This window comes from Anoxybacillus andreesenii, assembly GCF_030813005.1.
In the GTDB taxonomy this organism is placed as follows: domain Bacteria; phylum Bacillota; class Bacilli; order Bacillales; family Cytobacillaceae; genus Robertmurraya; species Robertmurraya andreesenii.
In genome coordinates, this window is the sequence record NZ_JAUSTU010000026.1 from 1 (window position 1) to 25685 (window position 25685).

Below are 25685 nucleotides of genomic sequence, written 5' to 3' on the forward strand. Positions count from 1 at the left end.
CGCACTATCCCGTCAATCATAATCACTTTAAATAAGGCTGGCAAGCTTCTGCATTTTTTATTGCATTTTTATGTACTTTTTTCTTGCAAAATACACTTCTTCCACTATCTTTAAGCAAATGCTTTAATCGGCGGACTAATTCTCCGTGAAGGTTCTTGCTAATTTCACCAAAAAAAGCACTATATTGTACTCGAAAAAGACCATAATCCTTGCACATATTAGCCGTTTTAGTACGTAGTTTATCTTCAGTAATATCATAGATTAAAAGCACCTTCATATTTTTACCACCTCGATATATATCCTTTGAATTTTTTCCCTTCCCTAAAATAGGTGGCAATCTCTCTTGCCTGTAACTGAACAATGGTTCGAAGATGATAATCATTGCCTTTAAATTCTTCTTTTGCTTCCAATCTTTCATGTAAATATTCTCTTAGTAGTTTTAAAGTTCGATTATCGAGAAAAACAGAACCATCTTCTTTCTCCTCAGTCTTTGGTTTATGTCCCCTTGTTATTAAGGAGATTATTGGACGATCAACAATAGAAGGGCGAAAAATTTCCATTACATCCAATACAAATGAAATACGTCCGGAACGGTCTACATGGAAAAAACCTGCATAGGTTTCAAGTCCTGCTCGTATAATGGCAGATGTAACACGAGTCCGTAATATAGCGTATCCGTAATTTAGCATCATATTGACTGGATCTTGTAAATGCCAGCCACGTCCTTGAAACTCAATACCTTTTTCAGTTAAAATTATTTTTACTCCCTTCCAATATCGTTTAGCCGCATGCGCTTCTAGGGAAATAATTTCACTTCGGACATTTTCAATGGATGTCCCTTCTACCTCTCTAATTTTTCGAATATACATTTTCATAGCTTCAGTTTGATCTCTTAATTCATCTGCCATCGGGAGTTCCTTACGACTTTTCAAAAAGTATTTTAGCGTGTTAATTTGATTCTGTATTTTCGCCGTTAAAATTTCCTTAGACAGTTCAATACCTCTTTCATCATGATAACCCCTTAACTGCTCTCGGCGTGCTTTGACAGATCCATGATGTGCCGGAGTATATAAGGTACTAAACGGCTCTTCTTTAAAGTCTACAAAATGAACTTGTGCCCCATTTTTAATTAACTCTTGTAAAAGACTTATAGAAAACATTCCACACTTATTTCCAATCACTAAATCTTGTAATTCTTTAATTGCATGCTCTTCTACCACCTTTCCTTGTTTCTTTATCACTAGTCGTTCACTAACCTTATGAAGATTTATGCCGTATTCATCAATAATAAGTTCCTTTAGCATTTTTCTTCCTCCCTGGTATTGTTAATCTAGTTATCTCCAAATAAGGCAAAAAAAATAAGCCATTTAATTGGCTTTTTTAAATTCAAAATTTATTTATGGGTATATTGGTAAAATCAAAGAAACCTCAGTTGATGAGACAACTTGACATTTTCCCAATGGGTTAGGAAAATCCTCTATATTATTGGTAACCAAATAATCTGCCGAATCCTGTATTGCAGCTACCATTATATGAAAATCATAAGGATCCTTTAATTTTTCAATTACCAATCCCCTATTGGCAAAATATTCTCTAGATTGATTGATTTTTCATACCTAAATGATATTCAATTTCTTGAGATAACAAATTTTTGTATGTTTCCTTATCAGTAAAATTAATACTTTTTAGCGAGTCCATATATTCAATATCAAAAAGGTCAAAATATTTATGAACAAAGTGCATGATAACATGATGAGGAAATTCTTTCGCTATCCTTTTCCCCACTGGACCTTTCACCCTAATCCTCCCAACTCTTAGAATCGAATATATTTCTGCTTGAACAGCTTTGTGCAGAGATATTTTCATTAAACCCTGCGATTGAAGGAAGAGCATTCGATCGAGCAAGTTTACTTCATGGTTTCTTTTACTTTTATGAATAAATCTAGGAGCAACAAAATTCGTATACCGTGCAACAACAATCATTGTATGCTCCTCCTTTATTCTTCTACTTCACTCTCCCAATCTTCAGTATAATCATCACCCAGCAACTCTTTCATAATCACTTCAGTTTCTTCATTTTTATACTCTTTTTTGGCTTTCAAAAATTCAAACTCTTCTTTTGGAATCATAAATCTACCACGTGGTCCACCTATTTGGTGACCTGATATAATGTTTTGTTTAATCCAATTTCTCACTGTTTCAGGTGTAACACCATAGTAATCAGCTACTGTTTTTGTATCTACATAATTTTGTTCATCTACTTTTTCTGAGTTTATTGAAGGTTCAATATATTGTTTAAATTCGACTGTATCATCTGAAAAGAAAGTTATTTGTTTATCACCGACTTGTACAGTCATAGCTCTTCTCAACACATCTATCGCTCTTTGGATTGGTAAACTGATTGAAGCATCACGTAGATTATCTAAAACCTTCTCTAAATCATTTACAACTTCGAAAATTTCATCTTTTCTTTGTTCAATCATTTATGACACCTCCTAAGTATCATTATAAACAAATTAAACAAAACTCAGGCGCCAAAAAAAGCCCTATTTGGGCAATAACAACTTTTTAATCAAAAACTACTCTAATTTTCCCTAATCCAAAGGTAGTATTTTTTCCGATATGTGTCCATTCAGCTAGCTGCAGCCATGGAATAAATGGTTCTAAATCTCCTTCATATGTTGCCTTTCCCACAATCCCCCCTAATTTCATCCGTTCCTTTTGCCGGTTGGAGTAGCGCTCCCAGTCATACCACGAAACATCTGAATGAACCAGTTTTACCTTTTCTGCTTTTTTAAATAGTTCTTTAAAATCAATATCAAGCTGTTGTTGCTTGTGATGATAATACAGTAGAGAGGTTATTCGGCGGACTGCTGAACGGAAAATTTTATGGAAATCTGGGGTGTCGATGTAATGACCTTGGTATTTAATACGGGCAGGCGTTACAAAATATAATTGAACATTTGATTTATTTTTCTTATCTTCTAAGAAATTTCCACCGTTTAATACAAAGTCAACGTTCGTAATTTTTTGTTTTTGAAATATTTGATTTTGATAATCCCCATTTTCATCGACCAAAAAAACTTGTCGTAACTCTGCTTGTTGATTGCCTTTCCCAAATCCCATATTCCCCATATGGAAAAGGACATATATAAAATATTCGATATACCCAACCGCATTACCAAATAATGTTACATTAATGGCAAACCTTTCACCTGGAGAGTAATGTTGTTTTGTATCTGAACTTATAATAAATGGCCTCGGTATATCTTCACTACTTATCACCCCACTAACATCTTTTTGGGGACTAGTTTCAAAAATATATGCATAAGGACAATTTTCATGATGTTTATTTTGTTTTGGACACATACATGCTATTTTCTTAAAAACATGTCCAAACACTCCTCGAAATGTTGACCCTTGATAGGAAGGAAGATGAACACTATTATTTCCGGCTTGATAATAAGCCTTTAATTGAATTAATTTTAACTCTTTTAAAAAATCCGTGATTGCCACATTATCCATTTTTGTCTCCTATAGTAGCTTTTTGCTTTCTTATGTCATCGATGAACTCAAAAGACTTTTGGTCACTAATTCTCAACTGTCGGACTAAAAATAAATACAACCAATATTGTTTATGGTCAACATGCCAGTAACTCCATTGATCACTCCAACTTTTTTTCACTTTTTTCTCCTCTGCAAACTTAAGGGAGTTTAACATCTCTTCTATGGAGAACAACCAGCCATTCTCTTCTAATATGAATAGCAGTTCTCTTGTTCCTTTAAATGGCTTATGCCACTCAAACCTTTCCACAATTGCTGAATGATGATGGGCAATTGCTGTTAAAACGGGGATTTCAAACTCTCTATACTTTACCTCTGTTTTAAACAGATAATTAGCAATTACTGCTCCTAATACAGAGTGTTCTGGGAGATTTGCTCTTTTTCTGCTTGGGTTATCCATATGTGCAAGTAATGTTTCTTGATTAAAATTGGGATCTGCCAATAATTGAACATTCATTGCTTTAATTTGCCATTCTTTAGCTAGTTTACCTATATCATGAGTAATAATGACAAACCGAATAATCCTTTCTATATCTTCCATTTCAATATTAAAAGCTTTTGCCAATCGGCTGATTGTGTGGATTGATTTCGGATAACATATTTGTTGAAAGGCCATTAGACAGGCTTGTACATGTTCCCGAAACGTATCCATTTTATAATCATATCTTTTCGTAATACTCTTATCATTTTTTAAAGGGAATCTATATGTTTTATCCGCACTAGGAGTTCCCAATTCTAAACCTGAGTTCTCTCTATATGCTGCTAATGATGGGTGAATGATGATAAGGTCATGAGTTTGGACGTCCTTTATGCCTTCAATATCCCTTAGGGTAAGGTTCTTTTTTTCGTATACAACTTTTTGAATTTTCCCTTGGAATACAATACTAGATTTTATTAGCTGAGAAATAAAACCTTTTATTTTTCCTAGTGATATTGAAATGGTCTCATAAAGATATATGTCCTCGTCATTTGGTGGATTATCATGTATTAAGATCGAAACGGATTTAATACTTCTTATTAGGTCACTAGCTAGTCCCTTTTTATGCTCTTCATAAGCCTTGGCCATTACTTTGTAGTGATTTCCAAGATTAAGCTTAATTTGCTCCCATAGCTCTTTATCCCTTTGGCCATATAATTCATTAATCATCGCATTGGAGGTCAAATAATCAAAATAGGTGTTATTATGAGCTTGTAAATAGGACTCTGCATCTGAAACTTCGTCTTCTTCATATGGGAGCCATGGACGATCACTCTCATAATCTTTGATTGAATAAACATGAACCGCTCCTTCTTCTTTCTCAAATCTCGCATTTCGCCCAATCCTTTGAAGAAATGATTGGGCGGAGGACACTTCTGTCAACATAGTATCTGAAGTAATATCTAATCCAACTTCAATTACTTGTGTTGCTATCAAAATAGCGTTTTTATTATTACGGTTTTTCCCAAAGTAGTCTTTTAATTTTCCTTCAACGCTTTTTCTCTCATCAGATAGTAATTGTGAATGGAGAAGAAACAAGTCTGTATCAATTAGTGTATTGTTCTTAATTTCATTGTATAAGGCTTTTGCCCGATCAACTTGGTTTACAATTACGATTGTTTTAGCGTTATGTTTTTCTATAATTTCATCAGCACTAAGCCTTGCTGAATGAGTTACTACCTTCCGTTTTTTATTAAACTGTGATTTTATTTTTGGCAAATCAGATTCTGAAACCTCTATATGTACAGCATTCAACTCTTTTGCTAATATTTCACGTAATTCCCTTGATAGGGTAGCAGTCATAATTGTAAATCGAGTTAGTTGCATTTCTACACATAGCTGCTTCAGCAAGTGAATCGTTGTTTGAAATGATCGTTTTGGGTCTAATAAATGGAACTCATCAAAGATTAAGTAATTGCCAGGCCATACTCCAGCATTAATATTAGCTAATCGTTCAGGTAAAGACAGAGGAAGTGTTAGTGCACCACTCAACGCTTGGTCAATCGTGGTAAATATAACATCACCATTTATAAAAAAGGGATCTTCTTGCAGTTCTCCTGTCTGAGTAGTGACCCTCCACGATTCTGATATTTCTTTAGCTTCCTTAGCTAGACTATGTGCTAACGTCCTCATCGGCAAGACATATATTGTCTGATTGGGATAACTGATATCTTCAGATAAATTTTTACTGATATAAAATGGGGCTAATGCTGCAAGAGTTTTGCCCGCACCAGTTGGAGCATGTAAAATAACATTCTTTCCTTCATTTAGATGAGCATGGACAATTTGCTTTTGGAACTCAAGTGGGGTGAAGCCTTGTTTATTACTATCCAGTTTTTTAGACATCTCTTTAAACACAAGGTCTATTTTTTCTTCCGTTAATAACAATACTTCACCCTCTTTGCTTATAATAAGTGTAGGAACGTGCGGAATACATTTTCTCATAAGGAAAGACATAAATATTTTGGGAGCGGATATTAGTCTTTTTAGTATCAGAAAAAATGTTTAATTTTTCAAAGGTAATATCTTGGTGAAAATCATCCATTTTTTTCAGAATGCCTAACTGAGTCATATCAAAAAAGTGGTCCAGCTTTTTCGTAAAACACGACGGCAACTGCTCACTATCAATCACATTAAATTCCTTCCATTGAAAAAATGAACCTCTATTACCGAAATACTTCACGTGCAGTAGTAAGTATTTTAAGGTTTGTTCATATTTATCGTAGTTTTGCGTATTTGTATAAAAAGCAATCTCAATTGGATCATTTAGAAATGCAAACTCTCTGTAGCTAACCGTTGAATTAATATTAGTTCCTGCATCTTTGTCTGCCTTATTTGCTTTGTCATTAAATTTTCGTATTTTTATCATCGTATTATTAACAACGATTTCTGAGGAACCTCTTATAAATATTGGTAATCCCTTTAAAAAGGTAACCCATTCTTCTACTCCATCCTTCCCATATAACTGTAAATATAATGAAACAAGGGTCATTTTGATACAAAAGGGTGAAGGATGTAAATAAGTAGCTGCCACGACATTTGTTGCGTCGCTTTCCCGCAATGAAAAAAGAGAGACAGGCATGTATTTTGTTGTGAGGTACAAAACTTACACCTACCTTCTTTTAATTGAGCCTGGGTTGTACTCCATTAGATCCCTAATATTTTTTGTAAATTCACTTATACTTTCAAATGGTAATAGCTCAACTTGCTTTTCATTTGAAAGTTCATTCAGATTTGCTGAGATATTAGCAATTTCATTTTTGTATTCATCATTTAATGGGCTGACGGATGGAGCTGGCATTGTTGAATAACTAACTGTGATCATACCTTTAAAATCCTGTAAATGAGGTGCTTGTGAAGCTCTCATTGCTCCTTCCGTTTTCAGAAACGTGTAGAGAACACTCTTTAATAATGCATCATATCGTTTTTTTCTTTCTTCTTGATCAATATCATAATGAAGTGACGCTTCATTTAGACCAATTCGAGCCGCTTCCATATGAATAACAGTAGCGTAAACACCAGTATTTAATGGACGATAAAAAATATTTTGGCCTGAATTCTCTGCTTTGTTCTCATCGACAATACTTGCGTTTGTAGCCTTTTTTAGATGGAAATAGCTTTCTGTATGCGTTTTTTCAGGCTTTCCGACAACCCAACCAAACTCTATGATTGATTTTCTGGCAACATTTTTATTATTAGCAGTGGCCATCATTCCTTCAATATCATCGAGCACACATCTGGTAATAATCGATTTAAAAACCTCTTCGTCAGGTGTTTCTTTTTTATAGCTTGATGTGAATTCTTTATCACTAGCAATTCTGTTCGAATCAAAATTCAAACAACCATTGCATAAATTTAAACCTTCATCAAGGCTAATCCTATGTAAATGTTTTGCTTGAATATGCTTAAACATATCACCAGAAATAGCGTTGACTGAAGTCAGTTCCCCTTCTTTATTTAAGACAGTCACCTGTCTAGTAAATGTATGGTTTCCTTCGCTTCTTTCGTTATTAAGAGCATGTAAATCAAGCGATAGCTCTCCTGAAATCGAGATTGAGTAAATATCCTTTAACATTTAACATCCCTCCACTAATCTTCAATATAGGATTCTGTATTATCAGTTTCAACTTCATTTGTTTTGTCTTTTTTTGCATAGCCAAAAGCAACTAATAAATTCCCTACAACATTACTTCCATATTCATCAATTAGCTGAATGACAGAGGCAAGGTCTTTATCGGTAATATTTTTCCTCGTCGGTCCGGTATTCCCTCTTGCTCGATTGGATTCAAACACCCTTGCATTTTCATTATTAAATGTTGAAGCAAAATCAGTTAACGTGGCAATAAACTTTTCAGCGTAAGGAGCATTTTGTTTTAGTCTATGTTGTAAATCATAATGAACAGGGTATTTTCTAATACTTTTATCCTGATATTGCAAGCCTAATGTAGCCGAAAAGATAGCCCTAGAAAGATTAATAAAGCCATCATCCTTAACTATTTTTGAGAAAGGCTGATTACTCTTCATAATGACCTCCTGTAATTGCTTTACTGAAAAAGGCTCTAACTTTAGCCAATATTTTTTTTCATAAATACTTGCAAAAACTTTAAAATGATATTCCTGGACAAAGAATAATAATGATTCTAATCGGCCGGACGAAATAAATGTAACTAACTGATTCAACGGTTGATCAAGATCCTGTAGTAAATTCTCATCCCGTCTAATTTTTTCACATTTTGAGATTAGGTCATCAAATAATACGTTATATTCCCCTACATCATCATGGTTCCCAAATTTCACCCATGATGGTAAATGATAATAGGACAGGTTCATCACTGCCTTTGCATTTCCTAAATCTTTAAAATAGGTGCAATACAAACCACGGGCATATTCAATTAGGGACGGTTTTAAATCTAATTGTTTATTAAGTAAAAAGCGGAGAATTTCTGAAATCGTGTACGATAAAGTTGAAAACTCTAAATATGTTCTGCTTGGTGCCTTTATTTTTGTTTTAATATTTTTCACAATAGCACTTACATTCGTAACTTGAATCTCTTGTGGTTCTATAGTTTGGAGCATGCAATCATAGGATCTAGTTCCTACTTTTACCAATCTCCCTATAGATGAATGCAATACCCCAACCATTTTAAAAAACTCATCAAGTACAAAGCTCTTTACCCCACTTGGACTAATCCCAGCTGATGATTGATTATTAACTCCCTTTGCTTGCATAGGATTAAAAAATGATAGAGCATTAACAGTAGATGTCAAGGGGACCTTTTTGCCCGTTCCATGTTCATATTTTTTGACTATTTCCTTATAAACTTTTACTCTTTCCTCTGAATCAATTAAAGGTGATGTACAGGCTCTGAATATCCATTCTAGTACAACCTTCAGTAACTCAGGATCCCTCTGGAATGTCTCAGCCATCTTATTATGTGCGGTTATTACTTTCATCCCCTGATAAAGAGAATAAATATGGTAGTGGTCATGCTCTGGAGGGGGCCCCTCACTATTTTGTTTATTTCCTTGATTATCTTTTTGAAAAATTTGAAAAACCTCTCGTCTTTCCTTTTCTTTTTTTAGATAAATAGTGGATGCATCAGAAGTTTTTCCATCAACTTCTTCGTCGTTTTTTAAAACAGGCAGTGGAAAAAATGGTTCTAATTCTTCCACAATTTTTTCCCAATCTTCCAAGACTCCATGGGGCAATTCAATTAAATAATGAGAAGTTGAATCACTTATAAAAATCTGTTCACGTTGATTATTAATTACTGACTTTAAAATACTTGCAATTCCAAATGCTTTTAAGCAGTCTGAGTAAGAATTAGTTATTTTTTCAACCCAGATTAATTTCAAATTATTCCCCCCTTTATTAAAAAGCTAACCCTAGATTTCGACAAAAAAATGGGGAATCCTTCCCATTTTTTTGCTTGTTCACAGATTAACCAAAAAGTCCCCTAAAACGGGTCAAACTTAAACTTAGTAATTGAATAATTATTATTTTCAATCCCTAGTATTAGGTCAACTTCATTTAAAGCTCATTGATTCGACATTGTATTTTATTCCTATTTCTAGTTACTATTAGATCTTTTCGATTAACCCTTGTAAAAACTTCTACAAGAAATTTTTATTTTCTAGCAACTAATAACACAAGAATCATAATCAAAAATTCATTAAACTTCATTTTATACTCACCTCCTCTAAAATTACGATTTCCGATTATTAGTTTTCTATACATAAATAACTTAATAAATTAATTATTATTAGGGAATTATATTGTATCAATAAAGAAAGTTTCATTTGTTCACAAGCAGACACCCTTTTCAGTTTGTTTATTCCCAATAACCATTTAATATCCACTCATTCTATTTTTTCATATCTTACTACATCATTTTAGGGTATACCTTCGCTTAAACCCGTCCATAATTCTACTAATAGAGGAAAAGAGGAGGCGGGGAAATTGGAGGAAGCTCGGATAGAGGAACTTCCGAAGATCGAGTATATTAGTGGTTTCTCATATTTATTTCAATTGTTGAGCCACTTAACTAGTTCAAGAGAATTATTCGAACACAAAATGCATCTCATAATGCAATTATCCAGTTCTCAGATGAGTGGGAATTTTTCAAAGGCAGATATGGAGGCAATGTTTCCACATTATACAAAGAAGCAACTTGATTCCATAATCAACAGTTTAATAGATGGTGGATGGTTAAACCGGCAGGACGGGACATTAACGTACCGATTTTCTAATTCGGGTATGCTATTTACTAGATTTCTACCTTTTTTGTACAAAGGTGATGAGCTCGATAGTATGGCCTTTCAGCATGCCTTAAAGGATATGTTAGAAGCAGCGGAACAAATGAAACTAGGACTGACATCCCTCGAGTTTCTTCGTAATCAATCCATACATGCCATTATGAGAAGTATTGAAGAGATTGAGGCTGCGCTTATTTCCAAAAATGAGGCTCGGATTAAAGATGCGCTTCAGAAAACAGATAAGTTTCTAGGAAATATCGGAGATTTTATAAAAAGATTTAAAGAAATTAATCAATATAAACGTAAAAACAACCTGGACATTACAGAAGAAGATAAAAATTCAATTCAATCCCTTCTTAACTTTGAATTAAGAATTACGAGCCTATTTGAATATCGTAAAAAGGCTCTTTTACAACTTGCTTCTATAGGAAATGGTGTTTTTACAAAAGAAGATGTAGATCGTTACTTATATCAAGCTTCTTTCGATACTTTAGCCAAAATGTTAGAAGATAATCACTATACCCCATCTCATACAAAATGGATCGATCCTGATGGAATAATTACTGCTTTTGAGGAATTTCTAAACTTAAAAAGACTACGCTCCTCTAGACAAATTAGCCCTAGAGTTTATGGAAAGTATGAGGACCCAAAAAATATAGAGCCTAGCTATATTGAAAAAACGATGGATTATCTTAAAGATTCATTATCCGAGAAAAGTAACCTAAATCTAGAAGAATTTCTTTTTCAATTCCATTCACAAAAGGAAATCTTTATGTTTCTTGCTTCAGTAAATTATCTAAGCAATCGGCCATCATCCCCGTTTGAAATGCACACATCCATTAACACCAAAACGTTTAACCGAAAAATACTAAAAATACTATCGGAAGCAGTTATTCAAAGGAGGGAGTAAATTGAACAAATTTAACTTTAATGATTATAGTACTGAAGAAATTTGCGCTATGTTAACAACAAGGCCTGTTCCAAGAGATGAACTCTCTGTTTTACATTATGATTATCGTCTCCGTAATCAAGTCATAAGCATTCTGAACCAAACTGGCTATGAATTTGTTGACGACCCGATTTCTAATCATTACGATGCCAGAATAAAAAAGGAAATTTATAATCTCAATCACACGTTTGAAAAAGAGCTTGGTTCCATGAATCTTAGTACATCTGCAAAAGCGATGATTACAATATTATGGTGTTTACTAATTCTCCCAAAATATGATCGGCAGTTTCGGCAAAAACAAATTGAAGAAATAACAATAAGTGAAGAGCAGCTTTTTGAAAACTATAAAAATCAACTCGGAAGTAAATCAAACTTAAGACGTATCCTTACCACACTTAAACAGTTGGGTTTTATTGAAACCGTTAGAGGCGAAGGTGCCTATAAGGCTGGTCCTCGTTTAACCACTGCTCTTGATTCAATAACTATGTATGAAAAAATAAAAGGGAAAATAATTGAGTTTTTAGTAAACGAGAATGAGGAACAGCATCGAGCGGTAAAAGATCTATTCTTAAAAGAAGATGAAGGAACAGAGGAGGAATCTGACTATGAATCAGCTATCTAGAAAACACAAATTCCCACCACTACGGCTTATATCGATTGAAGCAGAGGGATTTTCTTACCTTCCCCGGCAGGAGATTTTAATTCACCCTGGAATCACTATCGCAAACGGGGAAAATGGTTCAGGAAAGACTACCTTCCTAAACATGTTTCGTGTACTGTTTGGTGCAACTAAATTTGATAATGGACATACCCTTAAGACTTTTTTTGAACGCGAACATGTTGATTTTATTTACATACTTGGACGCTACGATAATACCATCCATCCAGATTTTCAAAAACGTCCATTTCAAAATATCGGTAAATTTAAGGATGATGTAACAGTTGTGTGTCGACTTACAAATGATAATCAAATAAAAAGAGAATATATCATCTTTGATGGAATTTTTGATTTAGATAAGCATTTAGGGCTGAATCTTCATTGGCTTGAGGTTGGCAAGTACTTAGACCAAATGGAACTAGTTGGGATGTCTAAAACTTTAGCCCATGTATTCAGCTTCCACCAAGGAAATACTGAAAGTATTTTAAACTTTAACGAAGAGGAACTCGCAGATTACTTGCTTAAAATATGCGGGGAGCAAGAAAGAATTGAAAAGTTTGCTGAAATCCAGATACATCTAGAAAAGCTTTACCAGCAATATCAAGAGATTGGAAAACAAAAACAGCAAGAGGAACTAATTATTCAACACGTGAAACAAAAGATCGATCGAATAAAACAAATTAAAATAAATGAACAGCAGCTAGAGGAGTATCTCTTCAAGCAACCTTTGGCAAAAGCTAAAAATACGAAAGATGCTCAACAGATTAAAGAATTAGAGATGAAAAAGCTTAAAGATAAAGAAAGTCAGTACTCAGTAAACATTACACAAACCAATGCTGAATTATTACAAACAAACAATGAAATTAAGAAAAGTGAAAGTCTACTCACTGACTTAGAAGGACAGGTTTCTGAAACACATATTCAAATTAATGACTTAATTGGAAAGAAGACGAAGCTGGAAGCAACTGTCCTTGAAATGGATACCTTTGTTAATAAATATAAGTCCATTGAACCCCTTTCCATAGAAAAACTAAATCGTGAATTAAATGAAACAACTAATCTTTATAAAAAACAAATTACCGCCGGACAAACGCTTGAGAACAGTCAAAAAGAGATAACTGCTAACATTAAGCACATTCAAAAGACTAATAGCTCAATGTATCCTTCAATCGTTAGTAAAATGATCGACAAATTAAAAGAGCATAAATTGAACCATCTTATACTAGCAGAGCAGATTGAGATTACAGACAATAATTGGCGTCAGGCAATAGAGGCATTACTAGGTAATGAAAGATTTACGATTACCGTTGATCAACATTCTATTGTGGAAACGATGAAAATCGCACAAGAAATCGGCTACCCATATTGGATTTCACCATTTAAACCAACTGCGCTGTCATTTACTAATAAATCAATCTTAACTAAAATTGAGGTTTTAGACGATAGAATTACAGGGTATCTAGAAAGATTTAAAAATTTCATGATGGCTGAAAACATTGAATCTGCATGGAATTGGGTTCAACAAGGCTATAGTGCTCTCCTCCATTCTCCGACTCCATATCAAGTAGTCTCTCGTGGAGGTCGCTCAATCCAGCCAAAGGGAATATATTGTGGTAGGCAATCCTATCTTCTTCAGCTTAAACAATTACAAGTGGAACTAAAGGATATTTCCCAAAATTTAGTGTCAGAGAGAAAAATAGAAGAACAATTGGCATTGAGGATTGAGGGCAAAAAACAGGCTATTACTGATCAAGAGATGCGAATATTATTGCCAAATAAAGAAAGTGAACTTTCAAAAGCTAATCATGAACTAAAATCCATAAAGAACAATATTTTTGAACTACAAAATAAGCTTGAAAAAATCCAATCTGAAAAAGGAACAGTCCTTGAGCAATATAGAGACAATTTTAGACGTCATGGTGAATTAAATGAAAAATTAAAGAACTTTTCAGAAAAACAAAAGAAAAACCTACAAACAATCTCTATTATTTCAACAGCAATAGAAAACCTTGAGTCAGAATTTAATATGATCGTATCTAAGTTTTCTAAAAACCAAATGCAAAAACTAAATGATACATCTTTTTTAGGGTCTCTTGAAACTGAAGATCATTATAATGCCCAAATCATGAGCTTACAAAACGCCATTAAACAACTTCGTAATACTGGGGAGCCAATCCTTCCAAGTGAGGAAAATATGGTTGCTCTTGAAGAAAAATACAATATGCATTTACGACTATTGCAAAATCATCTCTCAGAAATCGGCGATACAGAAGCCAAACTTGAACAGTTAAAGAAAAAACATGATGAAGCCAAAGAAGAATATTTCGATATGATTGAAGAAGTTTTTCGTAAAGTAAAAAGGTCATTAGAAGAATTAGCCGCGGAAGGAAATATAAATGCCACATTAAAATTAATGAATGTTGGGAATGAAAAATGGAAGATTGATTATAAGATTGGCTTTCATGGCAAAGAACCTGAGAGTTATCGAACGAAAACAGCATTTAGCGGTGGTCAAAAAGTGATAATTTCTCTACTATTAACTCTTGCTGCGGTAAAAGCCGATGGAATGCTTAACTTTATGATTCTAGATGAGCCATTTGCTCATTTAGATCAAGAACGAACAGAACTAGTAAGTCATTTCTTAAAGGATACAGGCGCCCAATATATTATTGCAATGCCTTATTCAGAAAATCTTAAATTACTATTTCCATTTGCAAATATGTCACTTAATTTCAAGCCAAAACAAGAAAATCAAGCAATGGCTCCACCTATTACATATGGAGTGATTAATGATGAATTCATTAAACAACACACCCAGTTCAAAGCATCGTCATAAATTAAAATATATCAATGAATGGGGAACATGGAAAAAAAAGAACGGATTACACATCCGAGAAAAAATAAGATATAGTGTATGTGAAAATTGCAGCTACCACAATAAGCTTCGTACCCATGAAATAGAAACTGTTGGCTTGAACAAACGCCAAATTAACCCGTCTCAATTCCTAACAGTTTTAGAAATCAAAGTAGCCAAAATTATTTTAAAAGATTTGTACAAATCGGGAAATAAAAAACGATGGAGTTCATGGAAAGAGACATTGTATAAGAAGTGGAGCTTTACGATCATAGAAAAAACGATGGACAAACTCCATACACATGGATTCTTAATAAAGCGACAGAAGAAGGACCCTTCAAGAATTAATCAATGGGACATACACCATGTTTATTATAATGAAAAGATGACAGAGTCTATTGAAGCTTTTTTAGGTATAAATAGCAAAAAGATATTTCATTGGGAGGAGAATCCTTTTCCTCCCCTTGTTCCACCCAGCTCAAATAATGCTAAAACATTATCCGATCTAATTTACGTTAATCAAAAGCATCATGAACATTCTAGTAATTATGTGATTGAAGGCGTAGATAAGGCAAAAATGATATTTCCCAGAACCTCAAAAGGAGTTTACCTAAAGTTAATAAGAGGAATTTGGGGCCTTTATCAGTTATCTAATACAGGCCGGCAATTATATCTAAAGGAATTTTCCCAAGAATTCTTTCATGATACAAAAACATTTACGAAAAGTGATAGAGATAAATTAGATAAAATCGTTAATGGTGTAGAAAGGTTTGGCTTATACCAGGCGAGGAATGAAGTATTAATTTCCGGTGCCTTTCAATGGAAGTGGAATGGTACGAAAGGAAATTCATTAGCCATAAAAGGGTATCTACCGCTTCCACGTGATATGATTGCAGAAATGGAAATCACCCAATGGGCTGCTGATAAATTGTTGATAGTTGAAAATCAGGATCTTTTTATTAATATTGCTAAGAGAAATTTATTAAATAATAACGATTGGGCGATATTATTCGGCAGTGGTTATATTTCATCTGAAGAAGAAATAATTATCTCGGAAGCTGTAAAATTAGGTCTGAAGTGTATATATTTTTGGTGTGATTTAGATCCTTACGGTTTTTTAATTGCTGATCATTTTCAAAAAAAAGCAAACCTACCAATTCCTATATATTTATTTGGTTTTAATACAAACTGGTTTTCAAAGCTGAGTATTTATAAAGAATTAACAAAGATTGACAAAGAAGAATTACAGCAATTGCTAAACGAAGATTTACCATTTCAAATTAAAGAATTGCTGTTTCTTATGAAAGAAACCGGCTATAAAGGAGAACAAGAATTCTTTTCAAATCTAATTAAGAAAAGTACATTTGAAAAAGAAGTTGTAGCAGAAAGTATTAGACTATCTTGATCAAAAGACGGTTACATTAGTAGCCGTGTTTTTTTGTTTTGTATAATAGTTTTACGTAATAAGTTAATAAAAAATACGAAAGTTTCAATCCCCTAGATCGGGTCACTGCTTTTGTTACGTTTGAATAATAAACTGTATGGCACCTTCCAACATACGGTTTCAATCCCCTAGATCGGGTCACTGCTTTTGTTACTCCGTCCACATATTCTTCAAGGAGTGGGTTTTTATAGTTTCAATCCCCTAGATCGGGTCACTGCTTTTGTTACTTTACACGCTTCACCTGTTGTGCCACTACCAATACATGTTTCAATCCCCTAGATCGGGTCACTGCTTTTGTTACGAAAGAGGGTGATGCTAGTGTCTGCAAAGTGGAAACCTGTTTCAATCCCCTAGATCGGGTCACTGCTTTTGTTACAGGGTTATTAAGTACGGAGGGTCAGACTTTAATAGGGTTTCAATCCCCTAGATCGGGTCACTGCTTTTGTTACTTCACGATTATAACCAGTCTCAGTTTCCATAATTCTTTTGTTTCAATCCCCTAGATCGGGTCACTGCTTTTGTTACGAATTTAAGAAACTTCAGACTGGCGACAAAGTAACTGGTTTCAATCCCCTAGATCGGGTCACTGCTTTTGTTACAGGAAGTGCCTGAAAAGAAAGCCCTGTTCTTTGTTAAGTTTCAATCCCCTAGATCGGGTCACTGCTTTTGTTACTTATATAATAACTATGAACTTTTGTATATAGTTAGTTTAGTTTCAATCCCCTAGATCGGGTCACTGCTTTTGTTACATGATTAAAGAGGCTGTTCATGGCATTTTGTAGAGGTTTCAATCCCCTAGATCGGGTCACTGCTTTTGTTACGTTGTTCTACAGAAAAATACTACTCCTATAAATATGTTTCAATCCCCTAGATCGGGTCACTGCTTTTGTTACTTATACTGAAGCCACTGTTTGTTGCCTCCTTAGTAGTGTTTCAATCCCCTAGATCGGGTCACTGCTTTTGTTACTTATCTAATGCTCGTGATTTCAGATTGAAAGTCTAGGGTTTCAATCCCCTAGATCGGGTCACTGCTTTTGTTACATTACTGACAAAGGTGGAACGGTCTCGAAAGTTAGGTTTCAATCCCCTAGATCGGGTCACTGCTTTTGTTACTAGACGGCCAGACACAAATGGTGCACTTCGAGGTTGTTTCAATCCCCTAGATCGGGTCACTGCTTTTGTTACATGCAACTCGAAGAAATCAATGCTTTGCAGGATGAAGTTTCAATCCCCTAGATCGGGTCACTGCTTTTGTTACTTCCGAGGGATCCTTAGGGAGTCACAATTGTTTCTGTCGTTTCAATCCCCTAGATCGGGTCACTGCTTTTGTTACCACGAGCTGCTCGATGATGATACAGCTGCGTTAATGAGGTTTCAATCCCCTAGATCGGGTCACTGCTTTTGTTACGAAAATTATGAAAAAGAAGGTATTAATTTCTATTTTAGGTTTCAATCCCCTAGATCGGGTCACTGCTTTTGTTACTCAATAGCAAGAACTCAAAGCGAAGGTTCTTTTGAGTGATTTCAATCCCCTAGATCGGGTCACTGCTTTTGTTACCGTAATAATCCGCCTTATAGTACTAATTGACCAGAAGTTTCAATCCCCTAGATCGGGTCACTGCTTTTGTTACAGGAAACATATAACTTAGTTTTTCTTGGAGAAGATAGTTTCAATCCCCTAGATCGGGTCACTGCTTTTGTTACTGACTCCAGGCTTTTTCAGAAAGGTAATGAGGATGCAAGTTTCAATCCCCTAGATCGGGTCACTGCTTTTGTTACAATTGAAGGGATTTTTCGAGGGCCTCTTTTTCATTTGTTTCAATCCCCTAGATCGGGTCACTGCTTTTGTTACATTGGAAACAACTAAAACGATACACGACAACTGAACGTTTCAATCCCCTAGATCGGGTCACTGCTTTTGTTACCTCTTCTAATTGACTTGGAAGCCCTAACGTTAAGTCGGTTTCAATCCCCTAGATCGGGTCACTGCTTTTGTTACTCCCCTTCAAAGTTGTCTATAACTTCCCTTTCTTCTCGTTTCAATCCCCTAGATCGGGTCACTGCTTTTGTTACTGAAAAGGTCGCAAAAACGCTGTCTGATTTCTCTAGTTTCAATCCCCTAGATCGGGTCACTGCTTTTGTTACCTATGGTTACCTTGCCATGCAATGAGCATTCATCATTAGTTTCAATCCCCTAGATCGGGTCACTGCTTTTGTTACAAAAAACTTTGAGAAAGGGTGTTGAAAATGACTGAAAGTTTCAATCCCCTAGATCGGGTCACTGCTTTTGTTACGGAAAAATTCAGAGGCACTAAAAGCTAGTAATCTAGGTTTCAATCCCCTAGATCGGGTCACTGCTTTTGTTACGAAAAGGATAAAAACAAAAGAAGATGGCCAGTTGCTCCAGTTTCAATCCCCTAGATCGGGTCACTGCTTTTGTTACAATAATATGTTTGCGTTTAAGTGGCTATCGTTGTTTGTTTCAATCCCCTAGATCGGGTCACTGCTTTTGTTACAGGAAAGGCCTATGAAGTAACTAAAATTGATCCCATGTTTCAATCCCCTAGATCGGGTCACTGCTTTTGTTACAGCTAGTTCCACACAAACGATCTCGATTGATGTTGGTTTCAATCCCCTAGATCGGGTCACTGCTTTTGTTACTAGTCATATACTTGATGATATACGCTCCAACGTTATCAAGTTTCAATCCCCTAGATCGGGTCACTGCTTTTGTTACAATGATTTCATCGAGGAGCTATCAAGCTTTCCTTTAGTTTCAATCCCCTAGATCGGGTCACTGCTTTTGTTACTTAAGAAGGGTCCGAATTAGTTATGTAGTTCTTCATAAGTTTCAATCCCCTAGATCGGGTCACTGCTTTTGTTACTGGTATTATATTCTTCAGTCTTCTTTATGTAAAAAATGTTTCAATCCCCTAGATCGGGTCACTGCTTTTGTTACCATAGATTTGAAAGACCAAATAGTAGATAACCTTTTAGGTTTCAATCCCCTAGATCGGGTCACTGCTTTTGTTACGTAATAAATATACAAAAATATTAATTATTATTAGTTAGGTTTCAATCCCCTAGATCGGGTCACTGCTTTTGTTACAGACAAGTTTACTGAAGCTTCTAGAACTTTTAAAAGGTTTCAATCCCCTAGATCGGGTCACTGCTTTTGTTACGAAGAAAAAGGTCATCCTCATGTTCACTTAGTTATGTGTTTCAATCCCCTAGATCGGGTCACTGCTTTTGTTACCTTCAAAATGTATCTCGAAGCATATCTCGTTTTACCTAGTTTCAATCCCCTAGATCGGGTCACTGCTTTTGTTACCATTCATGGTTCTTCCAATTTCATCTTTAGTGATCTTAGTTTCAATCCCCTAGATCGGGTCACTGCTTTTGTTACCGAACCGCCTCCAGTGATATTATTTATTTAGTTGCGTTTCAATCCCCTAGATCGGGTCACTGCTTTTGTTACTTCGATAAAGCAACAGGAAATGTCATCATAGATACGTTTCAATCCCCTAGATCGGGTCACTGCTTTTGTTACGAGCATTAGAGCACCATATCGAAAAAGGAGAGATATTTGTTTCAATCCCCTAGATCGGGTCACTGCTTTTGTTACAAACCTCGTGCAGCACGTAGAGAATGCCCTTAAATCTGGTTTCAATCCCCTAGATCGGGTCACTGCTTTTGTTACATTGATTAGTTCCCATTCTTCCTATAATTGCATTAGAGTTTCAATCCCCTAGATCGGGTCACTGCTTTTGTTACCCCATAATCCAACGTGAGCATAGTCTTTGTCTAAAACAGTTTCAATCCCCTAGATCGGGTCACTGCTTTTGTTACTCCACAAATTTATCTAAGGTTTCTAATGCCTTATATAAGTTTCAATCCCCTAGATCGGGTCACTGCTTTTGTTACACTACAAAGCCCCCCTCTGTGTCGGATTGTGTAGAAAGTTTCAATCCCCTAGATCGGGTCACTGCTTTTGTTACCATGCCTAGTGCTGCAAATTGCGGGCTGTATTCTCTAAGTTTCAATCCCCTAGATCGGGTCACTGCTTTTGTTACTATAGCTTGCTCGCGTGTTTCGTGTGTGTACTTGTCGGTTTCAATCCCCTAGATCGGGTCACTGCTTTTGTTACGTTCTGAGAGGCATCTAAACATGTTATTTCTTATTTGTTTCAATCCCCTAGATCGGGTCACTGCTTTTGTTACATTTTCGGAGCTTTATAACACTAATATGCTTTTTGGGTTTCAATCCCCTAGATCGGGTCACTGCTTTTGTTACTTGGTGCGGTTGCCTTGACGGGGATTGGACTTTTTGCGTTTCAATCCCCTAGATCGGGTCACTGCTTTTGTTACTCGTGTCGACAAAGAATCGGAACGCCGTCTCAAATTCGTTTCAATCCCCTAGATCGGGTCACTGCTTTTGTTACCAAAAATTGGTTATTTTGATTGGTGCAGGATTGGGCGTTTGGTTTCAATCCCCTAGATCGGGTCACTGCTTTTGTTACCACAACAGCCGTTTGGGCAAGCACCTCAGCAACCTTAGTTTCAATCCCCTAGATCGGGTCACTGCTTTTGTTACCCAGCACGAACGCGAATATCTCCAAATGCCTTCTTAAGTTTCAATCCCCTAGATCGGGTCACTGCTTTTGTTACTGATACTATCGAAATAATCCCCTCTCTAATACAATTAGGTTTCAATCCCCTAGATCGGGTCACTGCTTTTGTTACTGCCCATCACCTTATTTATTTCTTGATAACGTTGCTTGTTTCAATCCCCTAGATCGGGTCACTGCTTTTGTTACACTATTGTAGGAGAGGGTACTGGAACCACTCCAGGAGAGTTTCAATCCCCTAGATCGGGTCACTGCTTTTGTTACAAAAAGTCTAATAAAAAACCTGTAGAGAATAAGGAATTAGTTTCAATCCCCTAGATCGGGTCACTGCTTTTGTTACAATACATGGCAGAAAAACTTATTGGTCAGATGGAAATGTTTCAATCCCCTAGATCGGGTCACTGCTTTTGTTACTAGCGGAGTCTATTTTAAAAAAGGAAATTATTATTAGTTTCAATCCCCTAGATCGGGTCACTGCTTTTGTTACAAACAAAAGTAGTATCGGTTTAGAAATTGTTAAAGAAGTGTTTCAATCCCCTAGATCGGGTCACTGCTTTTGTTACGAAGATTCGGAGGATTAAGCGTGGAAACTATTATTTATGTTTCAATCCCCTAGATCGGGTCACTGCTTTTGTTACTTGGTTTACAGGACCATGAATTTCTGGCTTCTGATGTGTTTCAATCCCCTAGATCGGGTCACTGCTTTTGTTACAGAAGCTTTATGATGTCATGCGGATTAGTGACATGAGTTTCAATCCCCTAGATCGGGTCACTGCTTTTGTTACAATTAGAAACGGTGAATTACAGCAGTTTGCTGTATTCATGTTTCAATCCCCTAGATCGGGTCACTGCTTTTGTTACAAGATAAACCCGGAATGAGTAAACCTATACAAGTGATGTTTCAATCCCCTAGATCGGGTCACTGCTTTTGTTACTAGGTGGCTATTTATACGGAGCAGTTACGCAACTAGGTTTCAATCCCCTAGATCGGGTCACTGCTTTTGTTACGATTGGCAGTGGAAAGAAGCAGAGCAAATTTTCAAGAGTTTCAATCCCCTAGATCGGGTCACTGCTTTTGTTACCAAGAGGGGGGACTACTCCCCCGATATTTGACCTAATGTTTCAATCCCCTAGATCGGGTCACTGCTTTTGTTACGTTGAATTTTATCATCGTAAATATACAAGTTGGGGGTTTCAATCCCCTAGATCGGGTCACTGCTTTTGTTACGTGATTGTGGGAAAGAAACAGTTGTAGCTTCTACTGTTTCAATCCCCTAGATCGGGTCACTGCTTTTGTTACGCAAGGCTACTTTATAGAGGTTGGTGTCATTGCTGGTTTCAATCCCCTAGATCGGGTCACTGCTTTTGTTACAGAACCTAAGTCCATTCAAGAAGCTACAAAGAACTATAGTTTCAATCCCCTAGATCGGGTCACTGCTTTTGTTACCGCAAATTTAAATTCGTTTTAAACCTTGATATAATAACGTTTTCAGCCTTTAAATATTGGTCAATTCATTACAATTATTCGAATATGTTCATTTTGCTATAAAAAGGGTGGCTCCTTCGAATATAGTTCTTTATTACTAATAGTATCCCCAATTACCATATAAAATAATTATTTATCCTCATTACATCATATGGAGCATTTTAAATTACGGGTAACAAATATACTTTTATTATAACTTAATTTATCTATCGAGTCATATCGTAACAACGAACAATTGAGTCAAGTTCTGTTGGAGCTTTTTTCCTACTTCCTGTATTCTGCTACAGCCTTAGGGTACTTAGAAAGTTCCTTTATTAGTTATTCTAAAGCTATTCAAGGGTACCCAGCTGCACTATCGAATACCCATTGGATCCCTTCTCATCATATTAAGAGGTTTTTTTACTGCTGCTCTCATATCTTTTATAGGCTTTGATAGTACTTTTACCTTGCCTGCTACACGGGATCGGTATATCGCAAATGACTAATTCTGTAAAGTGCCCTGACAAATTGTACTCCTCTTAAAACCATTACCATTGTTCACTAAACGAGCTTTGCACAGACACATGGAACTCTCTAGCTGGTCTAGTATTGGTTTGGTCGAATTTACTAAACAAAGAGAGCCCTTTTTTATTAATAGTATGAAACCTTATATAGCAGCATTATATATTACCGTTTTTATTAAACTTTGGTCCAAATCAAATAGCCCATGTATTATCCAGCATAGACTTCCACCAAACTTTACTCAAATTAAAATAACTTCATCTGCTCCGATACTGATTTATCATCCCGAACCACATACCCCATCGATTTATACCTAGCTAACCGTTTTTCATACATTGATTTTAAAACGGGAACCTTTACATCCACATAATCATACACTTGAACCTCTTGTTTATTATGGTAATCTCGGTGAAGGCGACCTACATATTGTTGTAGAGTGCCCTTCCAAGATATTGGCATTGTTAAAAATAAGGTGTCTAACCGTGCATCATCAAACCCTTCTCCGATGTATTTTCCGGTTGCGATCACTAACCGTTCTTCATCCTTTGGAATAGCCGATAATCTTTCTAACTCTTCTTTCTGATCCTTTTTCTTCATGTTTCCTGCTAATACAATGATATTCTTGGCAAACCCACGGAATTGATTTTTCAATTTTTCCAGATGTTCAAGACGTTCCGTTAATATAATTGGGGAGCGCCCCTTTTCCAGCGATTGTAATACATCATCAAATATTTGAAGGTTTCTCTCTGAATCTGATGCCAACTCCTCGTAGATTTCATGAAATTGAGTACTCTTTGTATTAAAACTTGTTTCTTTTGTGACTAATACATGACCAAATGGCCGAATTTTCGCTTGATTTTTTGCATCGATCTTGTAACGAACAGGTCCACATTGCATCAGGATAATTGGGTGCATTCCATCCTTCCGTTTCGGTGTTGCCGTAAGTCCCAATACATATTTGGGTCGAATTTTTTTCAACACATTTTCAAACGTTACCGCTGATATAATATGGCACTCATCCACAATAATTTGTCCATATTGGGTAATGAAAGATTTTAATTGACCTCCGTAATTCAAGCCTTGTATCGTTGCGACATCTACCTTGCCAGTTATCTTATTTTTCCCTCCACCAATTTGTCCAATTTCCCCCTTCGGTATTTTCAAAAATTGTGAGAGCCGCTCTACCCATTGCTTCATTAATTGTGTACGATGCACAATGATAAGTGTATTCACCTTCCGTTCAGCAATAATCGCTGTGGCAACAACCGTTTTTCCAAAGCCTGTTGTCGCAGATAGAGTGCCTTGACTATCTGCTAGCAATGAACTTACGACCTCAGTTTGTTGCGAAGTTAGTGTCCCGTGAAAATTCACATCCACACGTTCACCCTCATATTGGTAATCCTCAATGTCCGCATTGATTGACTGCTCCTTAAGAAAATCTAGTAGCTCTCTTAAACATCCACGGGGCAGAATCAAGGAATCCTGTTCATCATTTACGCATTGAACTCTGCTTGGTATTCCATGAGTAGAGAGCCTTTTCGCACGTTTTTTATAATACTCTGGGTTATTAAAAGAAGCGATGTCAGCCATTTGTGACAATAGGGCTGATGTAATTCCAGCCTTTTTAATGTGGATACCATTTTTCAATTCTATAAGTATTTTCTCTGGGGGCAAAACTGGTTCATCTAAACCATTTCTAATAACCGCATGAATATCATCTTCTGTCATTTTACGAACTGTTGACAGGTATAGCCATTGATCTGGGTATGGAACGAATTGCTCATCGACAAATAAGCTATTTCCACTTTTTCCAGGCACTTTCTGAAGTGGAAGTGCAATAAGATTACCGAAACCTCCTTTTGGCAAATTGTCCTGGTTTGGGAACAATCGATCAAAAGAATTCAAATCAAATCCATGATTATCCTCTTTCGTTTTCTTTAACAAAAATAATCCTAATTTCCTTGCGACCACTACAGAAACCGCTTTGAAAAAGAAAATCCATACGTGAGCCCCATTTCCCGATCTGGATCTTTCAATGTGAAAAGGAATTTTCATCCACTTACAAGTTTCAGAGAAAGCAATAACATCTTTCTGCCACTGCTCTTTATCGAAATCAACTGCCAAAAATGAACTGGTTCCATCCTGTAAAAACGGATAAATACCGATTGTCTTATCACCGTTTAAATGCTCAATCAGCACTTGGTCTGTGAGAGGTGACAGTTTACGATGCTCGCATTGTTTGCATTTTATAATGGGCTTTTGGCAGATTGGCTTTTGCCACTCTAATTCGCACGCAGGGGTATACCCTTTCCTTCCATTTTCTGATTCCCAGCGCAAAGCATAAACATCTGTCCTGCCTTTGAATAAACTTTTCAGCAACTGTAATTTCTCCATTAAAGGAGATTGTTTCGTTACTATTTTACTAGTGTCAGTAGGGGTTTGGTTATGCATCATCTTAATTAATAATTGTTTTAGATAGTGATTTTCCTTTTGCAGTTGTTCGAGCTCATTCATACTTATCCCCCAGATTGAGATTATATTTAATATCATTATATCCAATTAGTTTGAGAGAATATCAAACGGAAGTGTAGGACGACAAAAAGAGCCCAATTCTATTGCAAAATTTGGACTCTGAAAGAAAGGATAAAATTTTGTGTCCAGAGTAAATTGATCCGTATTATTTGATTTCTTAAATACTAAAATAGATGTATCACAAATTACTCTTACATTTGAAGAACTTGAAAAAATTTTAGGAAATAAGCTTCCTGAATCTGCATTTGTTCATGATGCTTATTGGAGAAACGATAAAACACACTCACAAGCACGGGCTGGATAAATGCCGGATCGAAAACCGTCAAACCTAATCCAC

Annotated in this window: 14 protein-coding genes, 1 pseudogene and 1 CRISPR repeat array; of the genes and pseudogenes, 5 read left to right on the forward strand and 10 right to left on the reverse strand. The window is 35.9% G+C overall.

Annotated elements, in window-relative coordinates:
- Positions 1–22: 22 nt before the first annotated feature.
- The 9 genes from cas2 to J2S07_RS18325 form a co-directional block, all read right to left on the reverse strand.
- On the reverse strand, positions 23–277 hold the full coding sequence (gene cas2, locus J2S07_RS18285) for a CRISPR-associated endonuclease Cas2 (protein ID WP_307151851.1): 255 nt from the start codon (positions 275–277) through the stop codon (positions 23–25).
- A gap of 4 nt (positions 278–281) precedes the next feature.
- Positions 282–1304, reverse strand: a complete 1023-nt coding sequence (cas1, locus tag J2S07_RS18290; protein WP_307151852.1) for a CRISPR-associated endonuclease Cas1 — start codon at positions 1302–1304, stop codon at positions 282–284.
- A gap of 289 nt (positions 1305–1593) precedes the next feature.
- Entirely contained in the window at positions 1594–1983 is a 390-nt protein-coding gene (locus J2S07_RS18295; RefSeq protein ID WP_307151853.1) for a hypothetical protein, read from the reverse strand.
- A gap of 14 nt (positions 1984–1997) precedes the next feature.
- On the reverse strand, positions 1998–2483 hold the full coding sequence (locus tag J2S07_RS18300; RefSeq protein ID WP_307151854.1) for a helix-turn-helix domain-containing protein: 486 nt from the start codon (positions 2481–2483) through the stop codon (positions 1998–2000).
- A gap of 85 nt (positions 2484–2568) precedes the next feature.
- Complete coding sequence (gene cas6, locus J2S07_RS18305; protein ID WP_307151855.1) at positions 2569–3525, reverse strand: CRISPR system precrRNA processing endoribonuclease RAMP protein Cas6; 957 nt, start codon at positions 3523–3525, stop codon at positions 2569–2571.
- A complete protein-coding gene (gene cas3, locus J2S07_RS18310; protein WP_307151856.1) occupies positions 3518–5929 on the reverse strand; it encodes a CRISPR-associated helicase Cas3' in 2412 nt (803 codons plus the stop codon). The genes cas6 and cas3 overlap by 8 nt, the downstream gene beginning before the upstream one ends.
- A 4-nt stretch (positions 5930–5933) precedes the next feature.
- Positions 5934–6575 (reverse strand): hypothetical protein, encoded by a 642-nt coding sequence (locus J2S07_RS18315; RefSeq protein WP_307151857.1) that lies wholly within the window; start codon positions 6573–6575, stop codon positions 5934–5936.
- A gap of 78 nt (positions 6576–6653) precedes the next feature.
- On the reverse strand, positions 6654–7616 hold the full coding sequence (locus J2S07_RS18320) for a DevR family CRISPR-associated autoregulator (RefSeq protein WP_307151858.1): 963 nt from the start codon (positions 7614–7616) through the stop codon (positions 6654–6656).
- A 14-nt stretch (positions 7617–7630) separates the two neighbouring features.
- Positions 7631–9397, reverse strand: a complete 1767-nt coding sequence (locus tag J2S07_RS18325) for a hypothetical protein (protein ID WP_307151859.1) — start codon at positions 9395–9397, stop codon at positions 7631–7633.
- A 604-nt stretch (positions 9398–10001) separates the two neighbouring features.
- Here J2S07_RS18325 and J2S07_RS18330 point away from each other — a divergent pair.
- Genes J2S07_RS18330 through J2S07_RS18345 form a run of 4 tightly spaced genes read left to right on the forward strand, consistent with a single transcriptional unit; the run spans position 10002 to position 16163 of the window.
- Entirely contained in the window at positions 10002–11207 is a 1206-nt protein-coding gene (locus tag J2S07_RS18330) for a hypothetical protein (RefSeq protein WP_307151860.1), read from the forward strand.
- Position 11208: 1 nt separating this feature from the next.
- Complete coding sequence (locus J2S07_RS18335; RefSeq protein ID WP_307151861.1) at positions 11209–11868, forward strand: helix-turn-helix domain-containing protein; 660 nt, start codon at positions 11209–11211, stop codon at positions 11866–11868.
- A complete protein-coding gene (locus tag J2S07_RS18340) occupies positions 11852–14740 on the forward strand; it encodes an SMC family protein (protein ID WP_307151862.1) in 2889 nt (962 codons plus the stop codon). Before J2S07_RS18335 ends, J2S07_RS18340 begins: the two co-directional genes overlap by 17 nt.
- Positions 14697–16163 carry a Wadjet anti-phage system protein JetD domain-containing protein gene (locus J2S07_RS18345; protein WP_307151863.1) on the forward strand — a complete coding sequence of 489 codons (1467 nt, stop codon included), beginning with the start codon at positions 14697–14699 and terminating at the stop codon, positions 16161–16163. Before J2S07_RS18340 ends, J2S07_RS18345 begins: the two co-directional genes overlap by 44 nt.
- 81 nt (positions 16164–16244) lie before the next feature.
- Positions 16245–22276: a CRISPR direct-repeat array (repeat unit 37 nt; unit sequence GTTTCAATCCCCTAGATCGGGTCACTGCTTTTGTTAC).
- Between the two features lie 786 nt (positions 22277–23062).
- Here the strand turns inward: J2S07_RS18345 and J2S07_RS18350 are convergent.
- Positions 23063–25330 carry a TOTE conflict system archaeo-eukaryotic primase domain-containing protein gene (locus tag J2S07_RS18350; protein ID WP_307151864.1) on the reverse strand — a complete coding sequence of 756 codons (2268 nt, stop codon included), beginning with the start codon at positions 25328–25330 and terminating at the stop codon, positions 23063–23065.
- Between the two features lie 172 nt (positions 25331–25502).
- Here J2S07_RS18350 and J2S07_RS22040 point away from each other — a divergent pair.
- Positions 25503–25652: pseudogene (locus J2S07_RS22040) on the forward strand (DUF7662 domain-containing protein); the annotation flags it as partial.
- Between the last annotated feature and the right edge of the window lie 33 nt (positions 25653–25685).